17 protein-coding genes are annotated in these 17,898 nt (G+C 68.8%); 10 read left to right on the top strand and 7 right to left on the bottom strand.

What is annotated here, in order from left to right:
* The first annotated feature begins 577 nt into the window (after positions 1–577).
* On the top strand, positions 578–865 hold the full coding sequence (locus ITJ43_RS09360; RefSeq protein WP_194583567.1) for a hypothetical protein: 288 nt from the start codon (positions 578–580) through the stop codon (positions 863–865).
* 122 nt (positions 866–987) lie between these two features.
* On the opposite strand, the gene pyrE is transcribed toward ITJ43_RS09360, so the two are convergent.
* Positions 988–1,563: an orotate phosphoribosyltransferase gene (gene pyrE / locus ITJ43_RS09365; protein ID WP_194583568.1), complete on the bottom strand. Its 576-nt coding sequence runs from the start codon at positions 1,561–1,563 to the stop codon at positions 988–990.
* 150 nt (positions 1,564–1,713) lie between these two features.
* Here pyrE and ITJ43_RS09370 point away from each other — a divergent pair, with 150 nt between their 5' ends.
* The 3 genes from ITJ43_RS09370 (at position 1,714) to ITJ43_RS09380 (ending at position 5,810) form a co-directional block, all read left to right on the top strand.
* The gene (locus ITJ43_RS09370; RefSeq protein WP_194583569.1) at positions 1,714–3,264 is read left to right on the top strand and encodes a Re/Si-specific NAD(P)(+) transhydrogenase subunit alpha; all 1,551 of its coding nucleotides are present in this window, start codon (positions 1,714–1,716) and stop codon (positions 3,262–3,264) included.
* Complete coding sequence (pntB, locus tag ITJ43_RS09375) at positions 3,261–4,718, top strand: Re/Si-specific NAD(P)(+) transhydrogenase subunit beta (RefSeq protein WP_416361069.1); 1,458 nt, start codon at positions 3,261–3,263, stop codon at positions 4,716–4,718. Before ITJ43_RS09370 ends, pntB begins: the two co-directional genes overlap by 4 nt.
* A gap of 252 nt (positions 4,719–4,970) precedes the next feature.
* Entirely contained in the window at positions 4,971–5,810 is an 840-nt protein-coding gene (locus ITJ43_RS09380) for an exodeoxyribonuclease III (RefSeq protein WP_194583570.1), read from the top strand.
* A gap of 75 nt (positions 5,811–5,885) precedes the next feature.
* Here ITJ43_RS09380 and ITJ43_RS09385 read toward each other — a convergent pair whose 3' ends face one another.
* Positions 5,886–6,302, bottom strand: a complete 417-nt coding sequence (locus tag ITJ43_RS09385; RefSeq protein WP_194583571.1) for a VOC family protein — start codon at positions 6,300–6,302, stop codon at positions 5,886–5,888.
* 96 nt (positions 6,303–6,398) lie between these two features.
* Between ITJ43_RS09385 and ITJ43_RS09390 the strand changes: the two genes are divergently transcribed.
* Together ITJ43_RS09390 and ITJ43_RS09395 are read left to right on the top strand one after the other, a co-directional pair.
* Positions 6,399–7,655, top strand: a complete 1,257-nt coding sequence (locus tag ITJ43_RS09390) for a sensor histidine kinase (protein ID WP_194583572.1) — start codon at positions 6,399–6,401, stop codon at positions 7,653–7,655.
* On the top strand, positions 7,652–8,362 hold the full coding sequence (locus tag ITJ43_RS09395) for a response regulator (RefSeq protein WP_194583573.1): 711 nt from the start codon (positions 7,652–7,654) through the stop codon (positions 8,360–8,362). Before ITJ43_RS09390 ends, ITJ43_RS09395 begins: the two co-directional genes overlap by 4 nt.
* Positions 8,363–8,403: 41 nt before the next feature.
* Here the strand turns inward: ITJ43_RS09395 and ITJ43_RS09400 are convergent, their stop codons facing one another.
* The gene (locus ITJ43_RS09400; protein WP_228495628.1) at positions 8,404–9,765 is read right to left on the bottom strand and encodes a hypothetical protein; all 1,362 of its coding nucleotides are present in this window, start codon (positions 9,763–9,765) and stop codon (positions 8,404–8,406) included.
* A 261-nt stretch (positions 9,766–10,026) separates the two neighbouring features.
* Between ITJ43_RS09400 and ITJ43_RS09405 the strand changes: the two genes are divergently transcribed.
* Together ITJ43_RS09405 and ITJ43_RS09410 are read left to right on the top strand one after the other, a co-directional pair.
* A complete protein-coding gene (locus ITJ43_RS09405) occupies positions 10,027–10,911 on the top strand; it encodes an ABC transporter ATP-binding protein (protein ID WP_194583574.1) in 885 nt (294 codons plus the stop codon).
* Positions 10,908–11,996 carry an ABC transporter permease gene (locus tag ITJ43_RS09410; protein ID WP_194583575.1) on the top strand — a complete coding sequence of 363 codons (1,089 nt, stop codon included), beginning with the start codon at positions 10,908–10,910 and terminating at the stop codon, positions 11,994–11,996. The genes ITJ43_RS09405 and ITJ43_RS09410 overlap by 4 nt, the downstream gene beginning before the upstream one ends.
* Positions 11,997–12,004: 8 nt before the next feature.
* On the opposite strand, the gene ITJ43_RS09415 is transcribed toward ITJ43_RS09410, so the two are convergent.
* From ITJ43_RS09415 to rraA, 3 genes are all read right to left on the bottom strand, one after another.
* A complete protein-coding gene (locus tag ITJ43_RS09415; RefSeq protein ID WP_194583576.1) occupies positions 12,005–13,318 on the bottom strand; it encodes a sodium:proton antiporter in 1,314 nt (437 codons plus the stop codon).
* An 87-nt stretch (positions 13,319–13,405) separates the two neighbouring features.
* Positions 13,406–13,786, bottom strand: coding sequence for a VOC family protein (locus ITJ43_RS09420; RefSeq protein WP_194583577.1), 381 nt, complete (start codon positions 13,784–13,786; stop codon positions 13,406–13,408).
* A gap of 92 nt (positions 13,787–13,878) precedes the next feature.
* Positions 13,879–14,346 carry a ribonuclease E activity regulator RraA gene (gene rraA / locus ITJ43_RS09425; RefSeq protein ID WP_194583578.1) on the bottom strand — a complete coding sequence of 156 codons (468 nt, stop codon included), beginning with the start codon at positions 14,344–14,346 and terminating at the stop codon, positions 13,879–13,881.
* 187 nt (positions 14,347–14,533) lie between these two features.
* Between rraA and ITJ43_RS09430 the strand changes: the two genes are divergently transcribed.
* The gene (locus ITJ43_RS09430) at positions 14,534–15,115 is read left to right on the top strand and encodes a nitroreductase family protein (RefSeq protein WP_194583579.1); all 582 of its coding nucleotides are present in this window, start codon (positions 14,534–14,536) and stop codon (positions 15,113–15,115) included.
* A gap of 119 nt (positions 15,116–15,234) precedes the next feature.
* Here the strand turns inward: ITJ43_RS09430 and ITJ43_RS09435 are convergent, their stop codons facing one another.
* Positions 15,235–17,466, bottom strand: coding sequence for an ATP-dependent Clp protease ATP-binding subunit (locus ITJ43_RS09435; RefSeq protein WP_194583580.1), 2,232 nt, complete (start codon positions 17,464–17,466; stop codon positions 15,235–15,237).
* Between the two features lie 141 nt (positions 17,467–17,607).
* On the opposite strand from ITJ43_RS09435, the gene ITJ43_RS09440 reads away from it, so the two are divergent.
* Complete coding sequence (locus tag ITJ43_RS09440) at positions 17,608–17,898, top strand: type VII secretion target (protein WP_194583581.1); 291 nt, start codon at positions 17,608–17,610, stop codon at positions 17,896–17,898.

Genomic DNA, 17,898 nt, shown 5'->3' on the forward strand with positions numbered 1-17,898 from the left:
CACCTTCATAATCGGGGCTATCGGGGTCATAAGCGTCAAAACCTCGCACAATTACGAGCTCTCCGTCGAGTTGCGATTGCAGGTCCGCGATGAGAAGGTCGCCTTCTTGCGCCCATTGGCGCCCCTGTTCGATTGTCTGCCACCGAATTTCAAAAACAGGATTCAAATCCTTCTCCCATGTGCGATTCCATAGACGAAGACGTCTTCTAAGATCGGGGGAAATCGGGAAAGACTCCGGCATGAGATCCCCACCAAACCACACTGGAACAAGTCTGAGCGTGGGACGATCGTTGCTCGCAGAGTCACACATGACAAGATCCAGAGTCAAACATGACGAGATTGTAGCGCCTCAACTTTGCCACCCGCGAGCGATGCCCTGGTGTTCACGCCGAGTTGCACTAGCGAACCCGGGAGGCGGTTGGATCGCTGGCAATTTGGACTCGACAGCGCTCGCCCGCTTGCACTGTCTGGTTACAACCGAGAGATTTCGCGATGTCTTGCGAAGACATCCTCCGACGTCACCGCGTCCCGCTGCCCTCCCGATGCCGCACGGTCTGATCCGGCAGAGAACTCTCCTGTGCAGGCGCTGCGCGAAATGGCGCGGGTCACGAAGCCCGGCGGCATCGTCGCGGTGCGCGACAGCGACTACGCGGGGTTCTGCTGGTGGCCGCAACTGCCCGCACTCGACCACTGGCTCAGCGTCTATTACGCGGCCGCCCGCGCCAACGGAGGAGAACCGGATGCCGGAAGACGTCTGTTGTCGTGGGCACACGCGGCAGGCCTCCGCGACGTGCAGGCCACCTCGAGCACCTGGTGCTACGCGACCCCCGCCGACCGCGCATGGTGGGGCGGGAAGCGTCGCTGATCTCGTGGAGGTCTGCCGTCGTGGCGATGTCCGATTTTGGCGGGAGTGGGCCGCAGACGACGACGGCTGGATCTCGCTGCTGCACGGCGAGATCATCTGCTGCGTACCGGCCGCCGCTGCGGTTACTGCGCCTGCAGGCCCAGGTCGTCGAGGTCGATGAGCGAGCGCCACTCGTAGCCGGCCGCCTCGACCGCCGCCTGGGCACCGGTCTTGCGATCGACGACCGTCACGACGGCCACGATCTCGGCGCCGGCCGCCGCGGCGACCTCGGCCGCCTTCAGGGGCGAGCCGCCGGTGGTCGAGGTGTCTTCGACGATCACGACGCGCTTTCCGGCCACCTCGGCTCCCTCGATCTGGCGACCGCGGCCGTGGTCCTTCGGCTCCTTGCGCACGACGAACGCGTCCACGGGCGTGCCCGCGGCGACCGACGCGTGCATGACGGCGTTCGCGATCGGGTCGGCGCCCAGGGTCAGGCCGCCCACGGCATCCACGCGCAGGTCGCGCACCGCGTCGAGCACGAGTCGGCCGATCGCGGGGGCCGCGCGATGGTCGAGCGTGAGCTTGCGCATATCGACGTAGTAGGTCGCCTTCTTGCCGCTGGAGAGCGTGAAGTCGCCGTGGAAGACGGCGTCGGCAGCGATCAGGTCGATGAGGGCGCGGCGCTCGGACTCGAGCTCGGGCGTGGAGGCGGCGGTCATGCACACGAGTCTACGGATCGAAGAACCGGGATTATTTCCGCGAGATCGGCGGCCCCGCCGCCCCGCGAGCGCCCTAGAGTCGGGAGCGTCACCCGGCGCGGTGCACGGGTGCGCCCGGGCATCGCGGCCGGACGCGATCGAAGGAGCACCATGGCCCGTATCGGCATCGTCCGCGAACGTCCCGGCGAGACCCGCGTTGCCGCCTCCCCCACCACCGTCGGCAAGATCGGCGCCCTCGGCTACGACGTGGTCGTCGAGACCGGCGCGGGGGCCGCGTCGTCGTTCCCGGATGCCGCGTACACCGCCGCCGGCGCCACCATCGCCACGCGCGACGAGGCATGGGCCACCGACGTCGTGCTGTCGGTCGCAGCTCCGACGGATGCCGAGATCGCGCTCCTCCACCCGGGCGCGACACTCATCGGCATCCTGAGCCCCGCGCTCAGCCCCGACCTCCTCGCCGCCCTCGCCGCTCGCGGCGTCACCGCTCTCGCCATGGACGCGGTCCCGCGCATCTCGCGCGCGCAGTCGATGGACGTGCTCAGCTCGATGGCCAACATCGCGGGCTATCGCGCCGTCGTCGAGGCGGCGAACGAGTTCGGTCGCTTCTTCACCGGACAGGTCACCGCCGCCGGCAAGGTGCCACCCGCGAAGGTTCTCGTCGCAGGAGCCGGCGTCGCGGGCCTCGCCGCGATCGGGGCCGCGTCGAGCCTCGGCGCGATCGTCCGCGCCACCGACCCGCGCCCCGAGGTGGCCGACCAGGTCGCCTCGATCGGCGGTGCCTACCTCGAGGTGGTCGTGCCCGACGAGCAGAAGGAAGTCTCGGCCGACGGCTACGCAAAGGCCACCAGCGCCGCCTACGACGCCGCGGCCGCGAAGCTCTACAGCGACCAGGCCGCCGACGTCGACATCGTCATCACGACCGCGCTCATTCCGGGGCGCGCCGCCCCGCGCCTGCTCACCGCCGCCGACGTGGCAGCGATGAAGCCCGGCAGCGTCATCGTCGACATGGCCGCCGGCCACGGAGGAAACGTCGAGGGCTCCGTCGCGGGCGAGCGTGTCGTCACCGCGAACGGCGTCGTCATCCTCGGCTACACCGACCTCGCCGGTCGGCTCCCTCAGCAGGCGTCGCAGTTGTACGGCACCAACCTGCTCAACCTGCTCACCCTCCTCACCCCCGGCAAAGACGGCACCCTCACGATCGACGACGGCGACGTCGTCCAGCGCGCGGTGACGGTCACCCGCGACGGCGCCGTGACCTGGCCGCCACCACCCGTGCAGGTGTCGGCCGCACCGACGACACCGAACACGGATGCCGCGGCATCCGCCCCTGCTCCCAAGAAGGGCATGTCGGCGAGCGCCAAGGCAGCCCTGATCGTCGCCGGCATCGCCGCGCTGTTCGTCGTGTGCGCCGTGGCGCCCGCGCCGCTGCCGCAGCACTTCCTCGTGCTGACCCTGTCGGTGGTCATCGGCTTCTACGTCATCGGCAAGGTCGCCCACGCCCTGCACACGCCGCTGATGAGCGTCACCAACGCGATCAGCGGCATCATCGTCGTCGGCGCGATGAGCCAGATCGTCGTGCCGAACCCCGTGGTGCAGATCCTCGCCGGGGTCGCGGTGCTGCTGGCATCCATCAACATCTTCGGGGGCTTCGCGGTGACCCGTCGCATGCTCGCCATGTTCCAGAAGGGCAACGACAAGTGATCGCCGCCGACCAGATCCTCATCGCCACGCGCTCGCCGCTGCTCGGGCTCGCCGAGGCGATCGCCACCGCCGCCTACATCGTCGCCGCCCTGCTGTTCATCCTCGCGCTCGCGGGCCTCAGCAAGCAGGAAACCGCGCGCCGCGGGATCGTCTACGGCATCGCGGGGATGGCGATCGCGCTCGTCGCGACCTTCCTGCTCGTGCTCGCCAACGGCTCGCTCGTGCCCGATGGCGTCACGGCGACACTGGGCACCGTGCTGCTCGTCGCCGCCGTCCTCGTCGGTGGGGCGATCGGGCTGTGGCGGGCGCGCGTCGTCGAGATGACCGGCATGCCCGAGCTCATCGCGCTGCTGCACTCCTTTGTGGGCCTCGCCGCCGTGCTCGTCGGCTGGAACGGCCACCTCTACGCCGAGGGGATCACCCCCGAACTGGTCGGCATCCATCACGGCGAGGTGTTCATCGGCGTCTTCATCGGCGCCGTCACCTTCACCGGGTCGATCGTGGCCTTCCTGAAGCTGTCGGGGCGGATGTCGTCGAAGCCCCTCATGCTGCCCGGCAAGAACGCCCTCAACATCGGTGCCCTGGTGCTGTTCGTTGCGCTCACCGCCTGGTACGTGGTGACGCCGTCGATCTGGCTGCTCATCGCCGTGACGGTACTGGCCCTCGCACTCGGCTGGCACCTCGTCGCCTCCATCGGCGGCGGTGACATGCCGGTCGTCGTCTCGATGCTCAACAGCTACTCCGGCTGGGCCGCGGCCGCCGCCGGCTTCCTGCTGAACAACGACCTGCTCATCGTCACGGGCGCCCTCGTGGGCTCCTCGGGCGCCTACCTGTCGTACATCATGTGCAAGGCGATGAACCGGTCGTTCCTCTCGGTGATCGCCGGCGGGTTCGGCATCGAGGCTCCCCGCAGCACCGACGCCGAGGAGGGCGAGCACCACGAGACGGATGCCGCGGCCGTCGCCGAACTCCTCCGCGACGCCCGGTCGGTCATCATCACCCCCGGCTACGGCATGGCGGTCGCGCAGGCACAGTACCCCGTCGCCGACCTCACGAAGCGGCTGCGCGAAAGGGGCGTCGAGGTGCGCTTCGGCATCCACCCCGTCGCCGGGCGCCTGCCGGGCCACATGAACGTGCTCCTGGCCGAGGCCAAAGTGCCGTACGACATCGTGCTGGAGCTCGATGAGATCAACGACGACTTCGCCGACACCGACGTCGTGCTCGTGATCGGGGCGAACGACACCGTCAACCCGGCCGCGGCGGAGGACCCGGGCTCGCCCATCGCCGGCATGCCGGTGCTGCACGTGTGGGAGGCGCGGAGCGTCATCGTGTTCAAGCGGTCGATGGCCTCGGGCTACGCCGGCGTGCAGAACCCGCTGTTCTTCCGCGACAACACGCAGATGCTCTTCGGTGACGCCAAGCAGCGGGTGGAGGACATCCTCCGGGCGATGTGACCCGGGCGCGAGCGCGTCGGCGTTCCGTATTCAGTCTGGTTGCCACCCGGGCGGGCGACGCGCCGCGCCAAGACGGGGTCGACGCGGGATGCCGCGGCCACGGAGACTGAATACGGAACAGCGCGACGCCACCACCGGGCCGCGACGGCCGCCCGGATCGCCCAGCGGCGAACGCTGCGGCGAGCGGCGAGCGGCGAGCGGGAGAGCCGCACCCGCGCGAAGACGTCGGCGCGGGCCAATACGCTGGATGCCATGCGCATCGCCACCTGGAACGTCAACTCGATCCGCGCCCGCGTCGTCCGTACGGTCGACTTCGCCGTCCGCGAGGGCATCGACGTGCTGGCGATGCAGGAGATCAAGTGCAAGCCGGAGCAGTTCCCGTACGAAGCGTTCGAGGATGCCGGGTACACGGTCGAAGCCCACGGGCTCAACCAGTGGAACGGCGTCGCGATCGCCAGCCGCGATCCGCTGGAGAACGTGCAGATCGGCTTCCCGAACATGCCCGGATTCGCGAAGGGACACGACGGCCCGGGAGCACCGCTGGAGGCCCGTGCGCTTGGCGCGACGATCGGCGGGGTGGAGGTGTGGAGTCTGTACGTACCCAACGGCCGTGGGCTCGACGACCCGCACTACCGCTACAAGCTCGACTGGCTCGAGGCCCTTCGCGGATACACCGCCGACACGCTCGCTGCCGACCCCGACCGAGCGCTCGCGCTCACCGGCGACTTCAACATCGCCCCCACGGATGCCGACAACGGCGACCCCACCGTGGTCGAAGGCGCGACCACTCATGTGTCCCCGCCCGAGCGCGCGGCGTTCCAGGCGCTGCTCGACGCGGGCCTGAGCGACACGGTGCGTCCGCTCGTTCCCACGGGGTACACCTACTGGGACTACAAGCAGTTGCGCTTTCCCCGCAACGAAGGCCTGCGCATCGACTTCATCCTCGGCTCGCACGCCTTCGCCGACGCGGTGACCGCGGCATCCATCCATCGCGACGAGCGCAAGGGCGAGATCCCCAGCGACCACGTTCCGGTGGTCGTCGACCTCGACCTCGACGGTCCGGACGACGACGATCGACCCATGATCTGGTGACGGCGTTTCGACTCGCTGCGCGCGCTCAACGATCGGGGACTCCTGCGCTCGCTCAACGGCAGGGAGGGTGCCCGTTCACTCCGCAGGCGGGCCCTGCTCGGCCGCGGTGGGGTCCATGTAGAGGAAGCCGAGGCTGTTGCCGTCGGGATCGTCGAGGTCGCGGCTGTACATGAAGCCGTAGTCCTGCGCGGGACCGGGCTCGGTGCCGCCCGCCGCGAGACCGGCCTCGACGATCTCGTCGACATCGGCTCGGGAATCGCGGGAGAACGACAGGGATGCCTGGGCCCACTCCTTCGGCTCCCCCACCGGCTTCTGGGTGAACGTCGCGAAGAACTCCCGCGTGAGCACCATGAAGAAGATCTCGTCCGACCAGACGACGCACGCCGCGTTCTCGTCGGTGAAGTTCGGGTTGATGTCGCAGCCGAGCGCGCGGTAAAACGCCATGCTGCGTTCGAGGTCGGTGGTCGGGATGTTCACGAAGATGCTCGTCATACCCAGAGCATGCACGCTGGCGGCCTCGGCGTCGAGACCCCTGCGCTCCGCCGCACGGGGGATGCCGCGGCCACACGCTCGCCCTAGCGTAGAGGGATGAGGACGACCGATCTCGAGCGCCCGATGACCGCCGAGCAGCGGCGCGGCGATGCCTGGCTCGCGGTGGGCCTGCTGCTCAGCGCCATCATCAGCGCCTGGCTCGGTAAGGTCGCCGGCTTCTATGGAGAGAACACCCCCGCGTTCGGGTGGGCGCTCGTCTACGTCGCAGCTCTGACGCTGCCCCTCGCGCTGCGCCGCCGGTATCCCGAGCTGACGCTCATCGTGGTCGCGCTCACCTTCTTCGTCGGCGTGTCGGCGCGTATCCCCGAGGTCTACGTCAGCAACGTGGCGATCTTCATCGCGATGTACACCGTGGGCGCGTGGGTGCCCGACCGGCGGCGCGCGACGATCGTTCGTCTCGCCGTCATCGCCGGCATGTTCATCTGGTTGCTCGTGGTGACCTTCCAGGCGGCGATCGATCCCGACGGCGCTGGCCCCTCCCGGGCGGGCCTGTTCTCGCCGTTCGCCGCGTGGATGATCATCCAGTTCTTGGTGAACGCGGCTTTCTTCGGCGGGGCGTACTTCTTCGGCGAGAAGGCCTGGGCGGACGCTCGTTCGCGCGCCGTGCTCCAGGAGCGCACATTCGAACTCGAGCGCGAGCGGGAGCTGACCGCGGCGCAAGCCGTGGCGCTCGATCGCGTGCGCATCGCTCGCGAACTGCACGACGTCGTGGCTCACCACGTGTCGGCGATGGGCGTGCAGGCGGGGGCGGCTCGCACGGTGCTCGACGCCGATCCGACCGCGGCCCGCGCCGCGTTGGTCACCGTCGAGTCGTCGGCGCGCGAAGCCCTGACCGAGCTGCGTCAGCTGCTCGAAACTCTCCGCACGCCCGACGCCGACACCCCGGCCGCCTCGACCGTGCGCGTGGACTCGCTTCCCGAACTCATCGCCCACGCCAACGACAACGGCCTGCCGACCACGTTCTCCGTCGTCGGTGAGCCCGTCGAACTTCCTGAACTCGTGCAGGTGAACCTCTACCGCATCGCCCAAGAAGCGCTCACCAATGCCCGACGGCACGGCGGGCCGGATGCCGCGGCGGATGTCCGTCTGCGCTTCGACGACGGCTTCGTCGAACTCGAGGTCGCCAACAGCGGTCGCGAGCATGTCGCCGGACGCGCGGGGCTGGGCATCGTCGGCATGCGCGAACGCGCTGCGGCATCGGGCGGATCACTCGAAGCCGGCCCTCGCGGACGCGGCGGCTTCCTCGTGCGGGTGCGCGTGCCGGCACCGCACTCGAGCGGAGCGACATCGTGAACGATCCCGTGCGGGTCCTGCTGGTCGACGACCATGCCGTCATGCGGGCGGGATTCCGCATGATCCTCGAGGCACAGACCGATATCACCGTCGTCGGAGAGGCGAGCACGGGCGCGGAGGCGATGACCGCGGCATCCGCGTTGCACCCCGACGTGATCTGTATGGACGTGCAGATGCCCGATATGGACGGCCTCGAAGCCACTCGCCGTATCGTCGCCGACCCGTCGACCGATGCCGTCGTCGTGATCGTCACGACCTTCGACCGCGACGACTATCTGTTTCAGGCGCTCCACGCCGGCGCGAGCGGATTCCTCCTCAAGAACGCCGGACCGGAGGAACTGATCACCGCTGTGCGCGTGGCGGCCGCCGGCGAGGCGCTGCTGGCACCCGCCGTCACCCGCCGTGTGATCGCGAAGTTCGCGTCGTCGACACCCGATCCGCACGCCGCAGCATCCGGCACCGAGGCTGTCGGCGGCGAGCCGACACGCCTCGCCGCACCGCGCGCGCCGCTGCCCGTCGAGCTCACCGAGCGTGAGACGGAGGTTCTGCGCCTGCTGGCCGAGGCGCACAGCAATGCCGAGATCGCCTCAGCGCTCTACATCGGCGAAGCGACCGTGAAGACCCACGTGTCGAACGTCCTGCAGAAGCTCGGCGCCCGCGACCGCGTCGCCGCGGTCGTCTACGCGCACCGTCACGGCCTCACCTGACCTGCGGCGCGAGCCGCGCTCCGGTCGTCTCTCGAGTCGTGTCAGCCGCGGACGGCGACGGGAACCGAGCCGGTCGCCGTGCCGAGCGCGATGCGCTCGCGCAGGGCTGCGAGGGTGGCGTCGGGGCGCCACAGAGCGACCAAGCTCCACCCGAACAGACCGACCAGCAGCACGTTGCGCGCGAGCAGCACACCCGCGGCGAAGGGGTGCGCGTCGATCAGCGGCAGGTAGAGCACCGGGAAGACGAGCGTCGTCAAGAAGCACGTGACGGCCAGCCAGATGGCCACCTGCGTCCATGCCTTGCGGTCGATGAACAGACCAGCGGCGACGACGGGCGCGAGCCAGAGCATGTACTGGGGCGAGCCGACCTTGTTGAAGACGATCAGCGCGGACGTCAGTGCGAACGCACCGCGAAGGATAAGGTGCTGCTCGCCGATGAGCGAGAGCGGACCAGCCTGGAGCGCACGACGACGCGCGCGCCACAGCAGAAAGACGATCACCGCGAACGCGACCGGCATCGCGTAGCCGACGAGGACACCCGCTGCCGTGGCGCCGGGGCCGGCGACCTCGCGAGTGGCGAGTACGTAGTTCTGGTGGATCTGAGCGCCGGGCATGCCGAGGACCGTCGCCCACACCCACGGTGTCGCGACCGGTGCCTCCAGCTGCAGGGCGCGATCTCCCTGGATGGTGGCGAAGCTGAAGAGGTAGGAGCCACCGCCGAGCGCGATGACGATACCCGCGATGGCGGCGCTGATCGCGAGACCACCCGCGATGATGCGCATGCGCAGCGAAGACACCACGACGGCAGCGGCAGCGAGAGCGGCCGGGGCGACCTTGATCCACGTTGCCGCGGCGATGAGCGCACCGGCGATGGTCGGACGACGCACCAGCCAGACGAGACCGGCGATGGCCAGCGGCGCGGCGAAGCCCTCGAGACGGAGCATGGAGACCGGCGCGAGCAGGATCTGGATCGCCAGCCAGTACCAGGCGGCCGTGTAGCCCTTGCGGTTGCGCAGGTTGTCGGTGAGCGCCATGACAGCGAAGAAGTTCGCCCCGACCATCATCAGCAACCAGACGAGCTGGTAGTTCCACGGGCCGGCGACGATGGCCGCCATGATCGGCGCGAGCGCGCCCGCCGGGTAGACCCACGGCATGTCGATCACGGGCCAGTGGCCGTGCGCCGCCTGCTCCGCCCAGAGGCGGTACAGCGGAAGGTCACCCTCGGTGCCGCCGAAGATCATGATCTTCAGCAGGGCGAGGAAGAAGAGCGAGTGCACGACGGCGAAGCCGATCAGCAGGCCACGGCGCGTGAACGCGAAATGGAGCGCGCGCGGCCACCACTCTCGCGCACGGTCGGAAACACGGGCGCCGAGGGCGCGGTTCACCTCAGGAGCGCTCGTCACGGGTCAGAGTTTATGAGAGATCACCTGTGCGAATGGTGGACGCGACGTTACCGGAAGCTGGTAATTCGCCGAGTGCGCCGCGATTCTCGCGACGTGGCGCCTCCCTCGTGCGGGGGATGCCGCGTGCCACCACGACCGCCTTGCACTCCCGATCCCCGTCGCGCGGGGGAGGTCGGCGGCATCCGCTCTCTCTAGCGTGGAAGCGACGGCACCGCCTCGGGATCGAACATGCTCCCGGCGTCGCCACGTGAGGAGGAGAACATGCTCGAACTGACCGGCATCACCAAGAACTACGGGACCACCCGCGTGCTCGACGGTGTGGGCTTCCAGGTCGGCTCCGGCCGGCTGACCGGGTTCGTCGGCGGCAACGGAGCCGGCAAGACGACCACCATGCGCATCATCCTGGGCGTGCTCGCGCGAGACGGCGGCGAGGTCACGGTCGACGGCACTCCGGTCACCGCGGCCGACCGACGCCTCTTCGGATACATGCCCGAAGAACGCGGCCTCTACCCCAAGATGCGGGTGCTGGAGCACATCGTCTATCTCGCCCGCCTGCACGGCTTCGACAAGTCCGATGCGACCACCCGCGCGGAGGCGCTGCTGGTGGAACTCGGCCTGGGCGAACGGCTGCGCGACAACGTCGAGACCCTGTCTCTGGGCAACCAGCAACGGGCCCAGATCGCGGCCGCTCTCGTGCACGACCCGCAGGTGCTGATCCTCGACGAGCCCTTCTCGGGACTGGACCCGCTCGCGGTCGACGTGGTCGCGGGCGTGCTGCAGACGCGCGCCGCCCACGGCGCGGCTGTGCTGTTCTCGTCGCACCAGCTCGATGTGGTCGAGCGCCTCTGCGACGACCTGGTCATCATCGCCGGCGGTACGATCCGCGCCGCCGGCACCCGTGAGGCGCTCCGCGCCGAACACGCCCAGCACCGCTACGAGCTGGTCTCGGCCGGCGACCTGGGGTGGCTGCGTGACGAGCCCGGCATCGAGGTGCTCTCGTTCGACGGCGGCTACGCCCTCTTCGACGTCGACAGCGACGACACCGCGCAGCGAGTGCTGCAGCGCGCAGTCGCCGCCGGCGGTGTCGCGAGCTTCACCCCGCAACAGCCTTCTCTCGCCCAGATCTTCAAGGAGGTCATCCAGTGAACGTCAGCGCCCCGTCCTTCGCCCAGAGCACCTGGCTCGTCGCCGAGCGCGAGGTGGGCTCGAAGCTCCGCAGCAAGGCGTACCTCATCTCGACCGGCATCCTCTTCCTCATCGCGCTCGCGGGCGTGCTGTGGGGCGGCTTCTCGGCGCAGTCCGACAGCCGTACGCCGGTCGCGGTGACCGCCGAGACGGCGCAGTCCGTCGCCGACGTCCCGACGATCAAGCCCACCGAAGTCGCGGACGCCGATGCGGCGCGGGCGCTCGTCGCCGATGGCACCGTCGATGCGGCACTGATCCCCGGCGGCGACGCGCCGTTCGAGTACACGGTGCTCGCCAAGGATTCCGCGCCCACGTCACTGCTGCAGACGCTGAGCCTGACGCCGCAGGTGGAGTTGTTGGATCCGTCCGCCACGAACCCGGGCCTGCGATACCTGGTCGCCTTCGGCTTCGGCATCATCTTCTTCATGGCGGCGCTCACGTTCGGGTCGACGATCGCCCAATCGGTCGTGGAAGAGAAGCAGACGCGGGTGGTCGAACTGCTGATCTCGGCCGTGCCGGTCCGAGCGCTGCTCGCCGGCAAGGTGATCGGCAACACGATCCTGGCGATGGGACAGGTCGTCGGGCTCGCGGCGATCGCGATCATCGGCTTCACGGCGACCGGTCAGAGCAGCCTGCTGGCCGGCCTGGGAGCTCCGATCGCCTGGTTCGCCGTGTTCTTCCTGTTCGGTTTCATCCTGCTGGCCGCTCTGTTCGCCGCGGCCGCCGCGATGGTCTCCCGCATGGAGGACATCGGCTCGACCACCACACCGCTCACGATGCTGGTGATGGCCCCGTACTTCCTGGTCATCTTCTTCAACGACAACCCGCTGGTCATGACGATCATGTCGTACGTGCCGTTCTCCGCCCCCGTCGGCATGCCGGTGCGCATCTTCCTCGGCGACGCGCAGTGGTGGGAGCCGATCCTGTCTCTCGTGATCATGCTGGTGACCTGCGCCGCCGCGATCTGGGTGGGCGCGAAGATCTACCAGAACTCGCTGCTGCGGATGGGTGCTCGTGTGAAGCTCTCGGAAGCTCTGGCCGGCTGAGCGAGGGATCAGCGATCGGCGGATGCCGGTGCCTGCGCAGACGGCGCGAGCACCGGCATCCGCCGCTTCACGACCTGGGGAACGATGACGCCGTGCAGCAGGATGCTGCCGACCACGGTGAACACCGTGATGGCCAGCACGGGGTACGCCTCGCTGTCGGGGAGTTTATTGAACGCGAGCAGGCCGAAGACGATCGTCGCGGTGCCGCGCGGGCCGACGATGGCGACCAGCGTGCGGGAACTCCACGACACCGACGAGCCGAGCATCGCCAGATACACGGGCACGATGCGGAAAACGGTCAGGGCCAGCGCGACGAGCACGAGCAGGCGCCCATCGAAACCGTCGAGGATGACGACCGTCGTCATCGCACCGAGCACGAACCAGACGATGTTGGCGGCGAGGGTTCCCGCCTCGTCCACGAGGATGATCTCCTCGTGCGGGATGGTCCGCTCATCGGTGCGCCGGGTGCGGGCGATGCGATAGACGATGCCCGCGACGAATGCGGCGACGAAGCCGTTCGCGGCGACCGCCGACAGCGTCGCGACGCTGAAGGTGATGACCGGCACCAACAGCATGACGTAACGGATGCCGGAGGCATCGGCCCAGCCGCGACGAGAGGCCCACCGCACGCAGAGCCCGAAGATCCCGCCGATGACCGCGCCGACGGCGATGGCGAACAGGGTCGCGGGCACGGCACCGAAGAAGGCATCGAAGAATTCACCGAGCTTCTCTTCGAGTTGGGCCTCGTTCTCGGCTGACAGCTTGTCGGAGTCGACGGCGGCGAGAATGGTAGGCCACGCGATCGCCGCCGCCAGCGCCATCCCGAAGATGGGCGAGATGAGACCGTCGTTGTAGCCGCTCTCGACGTTGAGGATCTGGCGCACGCGGGCGGGTATGTGCCGCGAGCGCAACAGCGTCGCCGCGGGCGCGAAGTCGGTGGGCATGATCACGCACGCGACGACCAGGAGCACGAAGATGCTGAGGCTGGGCATGAGCATCTCGCCGGTGACCACGACAGCCACCAGCGACAGCGGCAACGCGATGAGCACGAGCCGGGCGACCGAGCGCCCTTCGCCTCCGAACACCCCGCCGCGCACTTCGCAAGCGTCGACGAACAGCAGCACCGCGAGGATCAGCTCGACGACGTGCTCGGCGGATTCGCTGCCGACGGCCCCCGCGAACCCCGAGACATCGATGAACACGAGCCCCGCGCCCGCCGCGGCCAAGACGGCCGGGCCCGCCACGCCGGTGCGCTCGAAGCGGTGCGCGACGACCGACCACAGGCCGATCACGACGAAGCCCAGCAGGAAGATCAGCGGCACCGTTCACCCTCTCATCGACGGGCACACCCCGCGTCGGGGATCAGTCTGCCAGCCGCGCCCGCGCGACGAGGTCAGCGAAGCGCGGCGTCAGCGCGCGACGATCACCGAGAGGACGTTGCCGGCCGGGTCGCGGAACCAGGCGATGTCGGGCCCGCGCCCACGGGAGATGCCGCGGGCATCCGTCCCGTAGTCGGGGTCTTCGTAGATCTTCGTGACGACACCCGCCGCGTTGAGCGCGTCGACGGCCGCGTCGATGTCGTCGACGACGAAGTTGAGGATGGTGAACACGGCGGGCTCATGATCCGCCTTGGGGTAGGCGATGACTCGGGAACCGCCGGGCAACGAGATCTCCAGGATGCTCATGTCGTTTCGCACGACCTGCAGCCCGAGCGCACCGCCGTAAAAGGTCTCTGCGGCATCGAGATCATCGACGGAGAAACCCGAGAACGAATCGGTGAAGGCGACCATGGGTACTCCCGTCGGACGATGATCCCCTCAGCTTCGACCCGCCGCGGCGCGTGCGCAAGAGCCTCGGGGCAGCGCACGATTCAGCGCCCTCGTCAGTGCTCGACCAGGATGCCGTCGGCATCCGCCCACACATGTGCGCCGGGCCGGAAGACGACGCCGCCGATCTCCACGGCGACGTCGAGCTCGCCGACGCCCTGCTTGGCACTCTTGCGCGGGTTGGAGCCCAGCGCCTTGACGCCGAGGTCGAGCCGGCCGATGGCGTCGCGGTCGCGAATCGCCCCGTGCACGATGAGGCCGGCCCAGCCGTTGTCGCCGGCGGATGCCGCGATGAGGTCGCCCACCAGCGCCGACTCGAGCGAGCCGCCGCCGTCGATCACGAGCACGGCTCCTCCGCCGGCAGTGGCGAGCACCTCTTTGACCAGTGCATTGTCGCGATGGCAACGGATCGTGCGGACGGGGCCGTCGAAGGCGACACGGCCGCCGATGTCCTGGAACTGGAGCGAGAGAGAATCGAGCGCGTCGCCGCGCTCGTCATACAGATCCGCCGTCGAGATGCTCATGCCGTCACGCTATTGCTGTCGCGGAACATCGTGAGCGGCATCCGGGGTGAAGTTCTGCCCACCTTCTGCGGATGACAAGGTGGCCGGATTCTCGGCGGGAACAGAACCTCGGTGCATACCGTTGAATCTACCGGGCCGACGCTGTCCCACCCGCCAGAGTCACCTTCGTCCGTTCAGGAGCCGAGCCATGAGCACCATCGCCGTACAACCCGCCGCCACCGAAGCGCCGATCCTCGACGTTCTCGCCGAGCGTTGGAGCACCCGCATCTTCGACCCCGCTGCTGCGATCGACGAGGCCGCGCTGGCCAGCGCGCTCGAGGCCGCCCGGTGGGCGCCGTCCGCCAGCAACACGCAGCCGTGGCGCTTCGTCGTCGCGCGTCGCGGAACCGAGGCACACGCCCAGATCCTCGCCTCGCTGATGGGTTTCAACCAGTCGTGGGCCGCGGATGCCGCCGCCCTCGTCGTGTTCGCCTCGTCGGCTTCCGTCGACGGTAAGCCGCTCCCCTGGGCCGCGTACGACACCGGTCAGGCCGCCGCACACTTCACCGTTCAGGCGCACGCCTCGGGCCTGCACACCCACCAGATGGGCGGCTTCGACCGCGACGCGATCGCCCAGGCCTTCGGCTTCGGCGAAGACCTCGTCGCCGTCACGGTGATGGCCGTCGGCGCCCTCGGTGACATCGAGTCGGCGCCCGAGGCGCTGCGCGAGCGCGAGCTCGCCCCGCGCGTGCGCCGTCCCATCGCGGAGTCGCTCATCGCGAACGCCTGACCGGCGCGTCGCCCGCGCCGAGCCGCCTCCCCACGAAACACCGCCTCCCGCCCGAAACGGGGTGGTGTCTCGGGCGGGAGGCGGTTTCTCGTTGCAGGGAAGGGCCGGCGTCGCGGGTGCTACTCGTCGACCAGCTCGGCCTCGATCACGTCGTCATCATCATCGGGGGATGCCGCGGCGGACACGCTTTCGTCAGGCGCGGCGCCGGCGCTCGTGAGCACGAGGCTCGAGCCGTCGGCCGCGACGTCGACGCGGACGAGATCGCCGTCGTGCACCCCGCCGGAGAGCAGAGCCATCGCGAGGCGGTCCTGGATCTCCGACTGGATGAGCCGACGAAGGGGCCGCGCACCGAAGATCGGGTCGTAGCCGCGCTCGGCGAGCCAGGCCCGCGCGTCGGGCGTGACGGCCAGCGTGAGGCGACGGTCATGCAGGCGCCGCTGCAGCGCGTCGACCGACAGCTCGACGATCTGAGCCAGATCGTCCTGGCTGAGCGCCTGGAACATCACGATGTCGTCGAGCCGGTTGAGGAACTCAGGACGGAACGATGCGCGTACGAGCGCCATCACCTGCTCGCGCTTCTGCGAGACGGTGAGCGTCGGGTCGATGAGGATCGGCGAACCCAGGTTCGAGGTCAGGATCAGAATCGTGTTCGTGAAATCGACCGTGCGGCCCTGACCGTCGGTGAGGCGCCCGTCGTCGAGCACCTGCAGCAGGATGTCGAAAACCTCGGGATGCGCCTTCTCGACCTCGTCGAGCAGAACGACGGAGTAGGGGCGACGGCGCACCGCCTCGGTCAACTGACCGCCCTGCTCGTAACCGATGTAGCCCGGAGGGGCGCCGACGAGGCGCGCGACGGAGTGCTTCTCGCCGTACTCGCTCATGTCGATGCGCACCATCGCGCGCTCGTCATCGAAGAGGAACTCGGCGAGCGCCTTGGCCAGCTCGGTCTTACCGACACCCGTGGGCCCGAGGAACAGGAAAGAACCGGTGGGCCGGTTCGGGTCGCTGATGCCCGCCCGCGAACGGCGCACGGCATCGGACACCGCCTTGACGGCATCCTTCTGTCCGATGAGCCGCTTGCCGAGTTCCGCCTCGAGATGCACGAGCTTCTCGCTCTCACCCTGCAGCAGGCGCCCGACGGGGATGCCGGTCCACGCGGCGATCACGGCGGCGATGTCCACATCGGTCACCTGGTCGCCGACCATCCGCTCGCCACCTTCCGCCGCCTCGGCGTGCTCCGCCTGAGCGACCTGGCGCTCCAGCGCCGGGATTTCGGCGTAGTAGAGCCGCGACGCCTTCTCGAGGTTGCCCTCGCGCTGCGCGCGCTCCGCCTCGACGCGGGCCTGATCCAAGCGCTTCTTCAGCTCGCCCACCGCGTTCAGCGAGGCGCGCTCGCGCTCCCATCGCGCCTGTAGGTCGTCGAGTCGTGCCTGCTCGATCGTCAGCGTCTCGCGCAGAGCCGCGAGACGCTCCTTCGACGCGGCATCCTTCTCGCGTTTGAGGGCCAGCTCTTCGAGCTTGAGCCGGTCGACGTGGCGGCGCAGCTCGTCGATCTCGAGCGGCGCCGAGTCGATCTCCATGCGCAGCCGCGACGCCGCCTCATCGATCAGGTCGATCGCCTTGTCGGGCAGCTGGCGGCTCGGGATGTAACGGTTCGACAGGGATGCCGCAGCCACCAGGGCTCCGTCGGCGATAGCGACCTTGTGGTGCGCCTCGTAACGCTCCTTCAGCCCGCGGAGGATAGCGATGGTGTCCTCCACGCTCGGCTCGCCGACGTACACCTGCTGGAAGCGGCGTTCGAGGGCGGCATCCTTCTCGATGAACTCGCGGTACTCGTCGAGCGTCGTCGCTCCGATCAAGCGCAGCTCGCCGCGCGCGAGCATGGGCTTGAGCATGTTGGATGCCGCGACCGACCCCTCACCACCACCCGCGCCCATCAGCACATGCAGCTCGTCGATGAAGGTGATGACGCGACCGTCCGATTCGGTGATCTCCTTGAGCACGCTCTTGAGGCGCTCTTCGAACTGACCGCGGTACATCGCTCCGGCCACGAGGGCGGAGATATCGAGAGAGACGAGCTCCTTGTCTTTCAGCGACTCGGCCACGTCGCCCGCGACGATGCGCTGGGCGAGCCCCTCGACGACGGCCGTCTTGCCGACGCCGGGCTCGCCGATGAGGACGGGGTTGTTCTTCGTGCGGCGGGTGAGCACCTGACTGACGCGGCGGATCTCGCTGTCGCGACCGATCACCGGGTCGAGCTTGCCCTGACGAGCACGGTCGGTGAGGTTGATGCCGAACTGCTCGAGGGCACTCTGCTGTTCTTCCTGACCCGGCTGGGGTTGTGCGTTCATTGCTTCTCCTTGAAATCTGCGAGACTCAAACTTGAGCCATCTGGACTCAAGTTTATCAAAACGTGATGAGTCGGGCAAGGCCGGTGGGGATGGGGAGCACTCCCCATCGCGACGCCTTCACGGTCCGCCTAAAGTGGCGTCGTGGCCGATCTCGTCGTCAATACGGAGAACCTCCGGAGTCTCGCGGACCAACTCGCGACCGTCCATGGCACCCTCACCGCCGCCGACGGCGACGCGAATGACCTGTCGGGGATGATCCCGCACGCGGGGCTCGCCTCCGCCGTGGGCGATTTCGCTTCGGGGTGGGATCGACGCCGCAAGGACCTCGCGGATCGCGTGGACCAGCTGCAGAAGCGTGCCGACGGCGCGGCCGACGCTTTCGAGGGCGTCGACGGGCAGCTCGCAGACAAGCTCACCGACGGGGGTAACTGA

It is taken from the genome of Microbacterium sp. VKM Ac-2870, assembly GCF_015350795.1.
Taxonomy (GTDB): Bacteria; Actinomycetota; Actinomycetes; order Actinomycetales; family Microbacteriaceae; genus Microbacterium.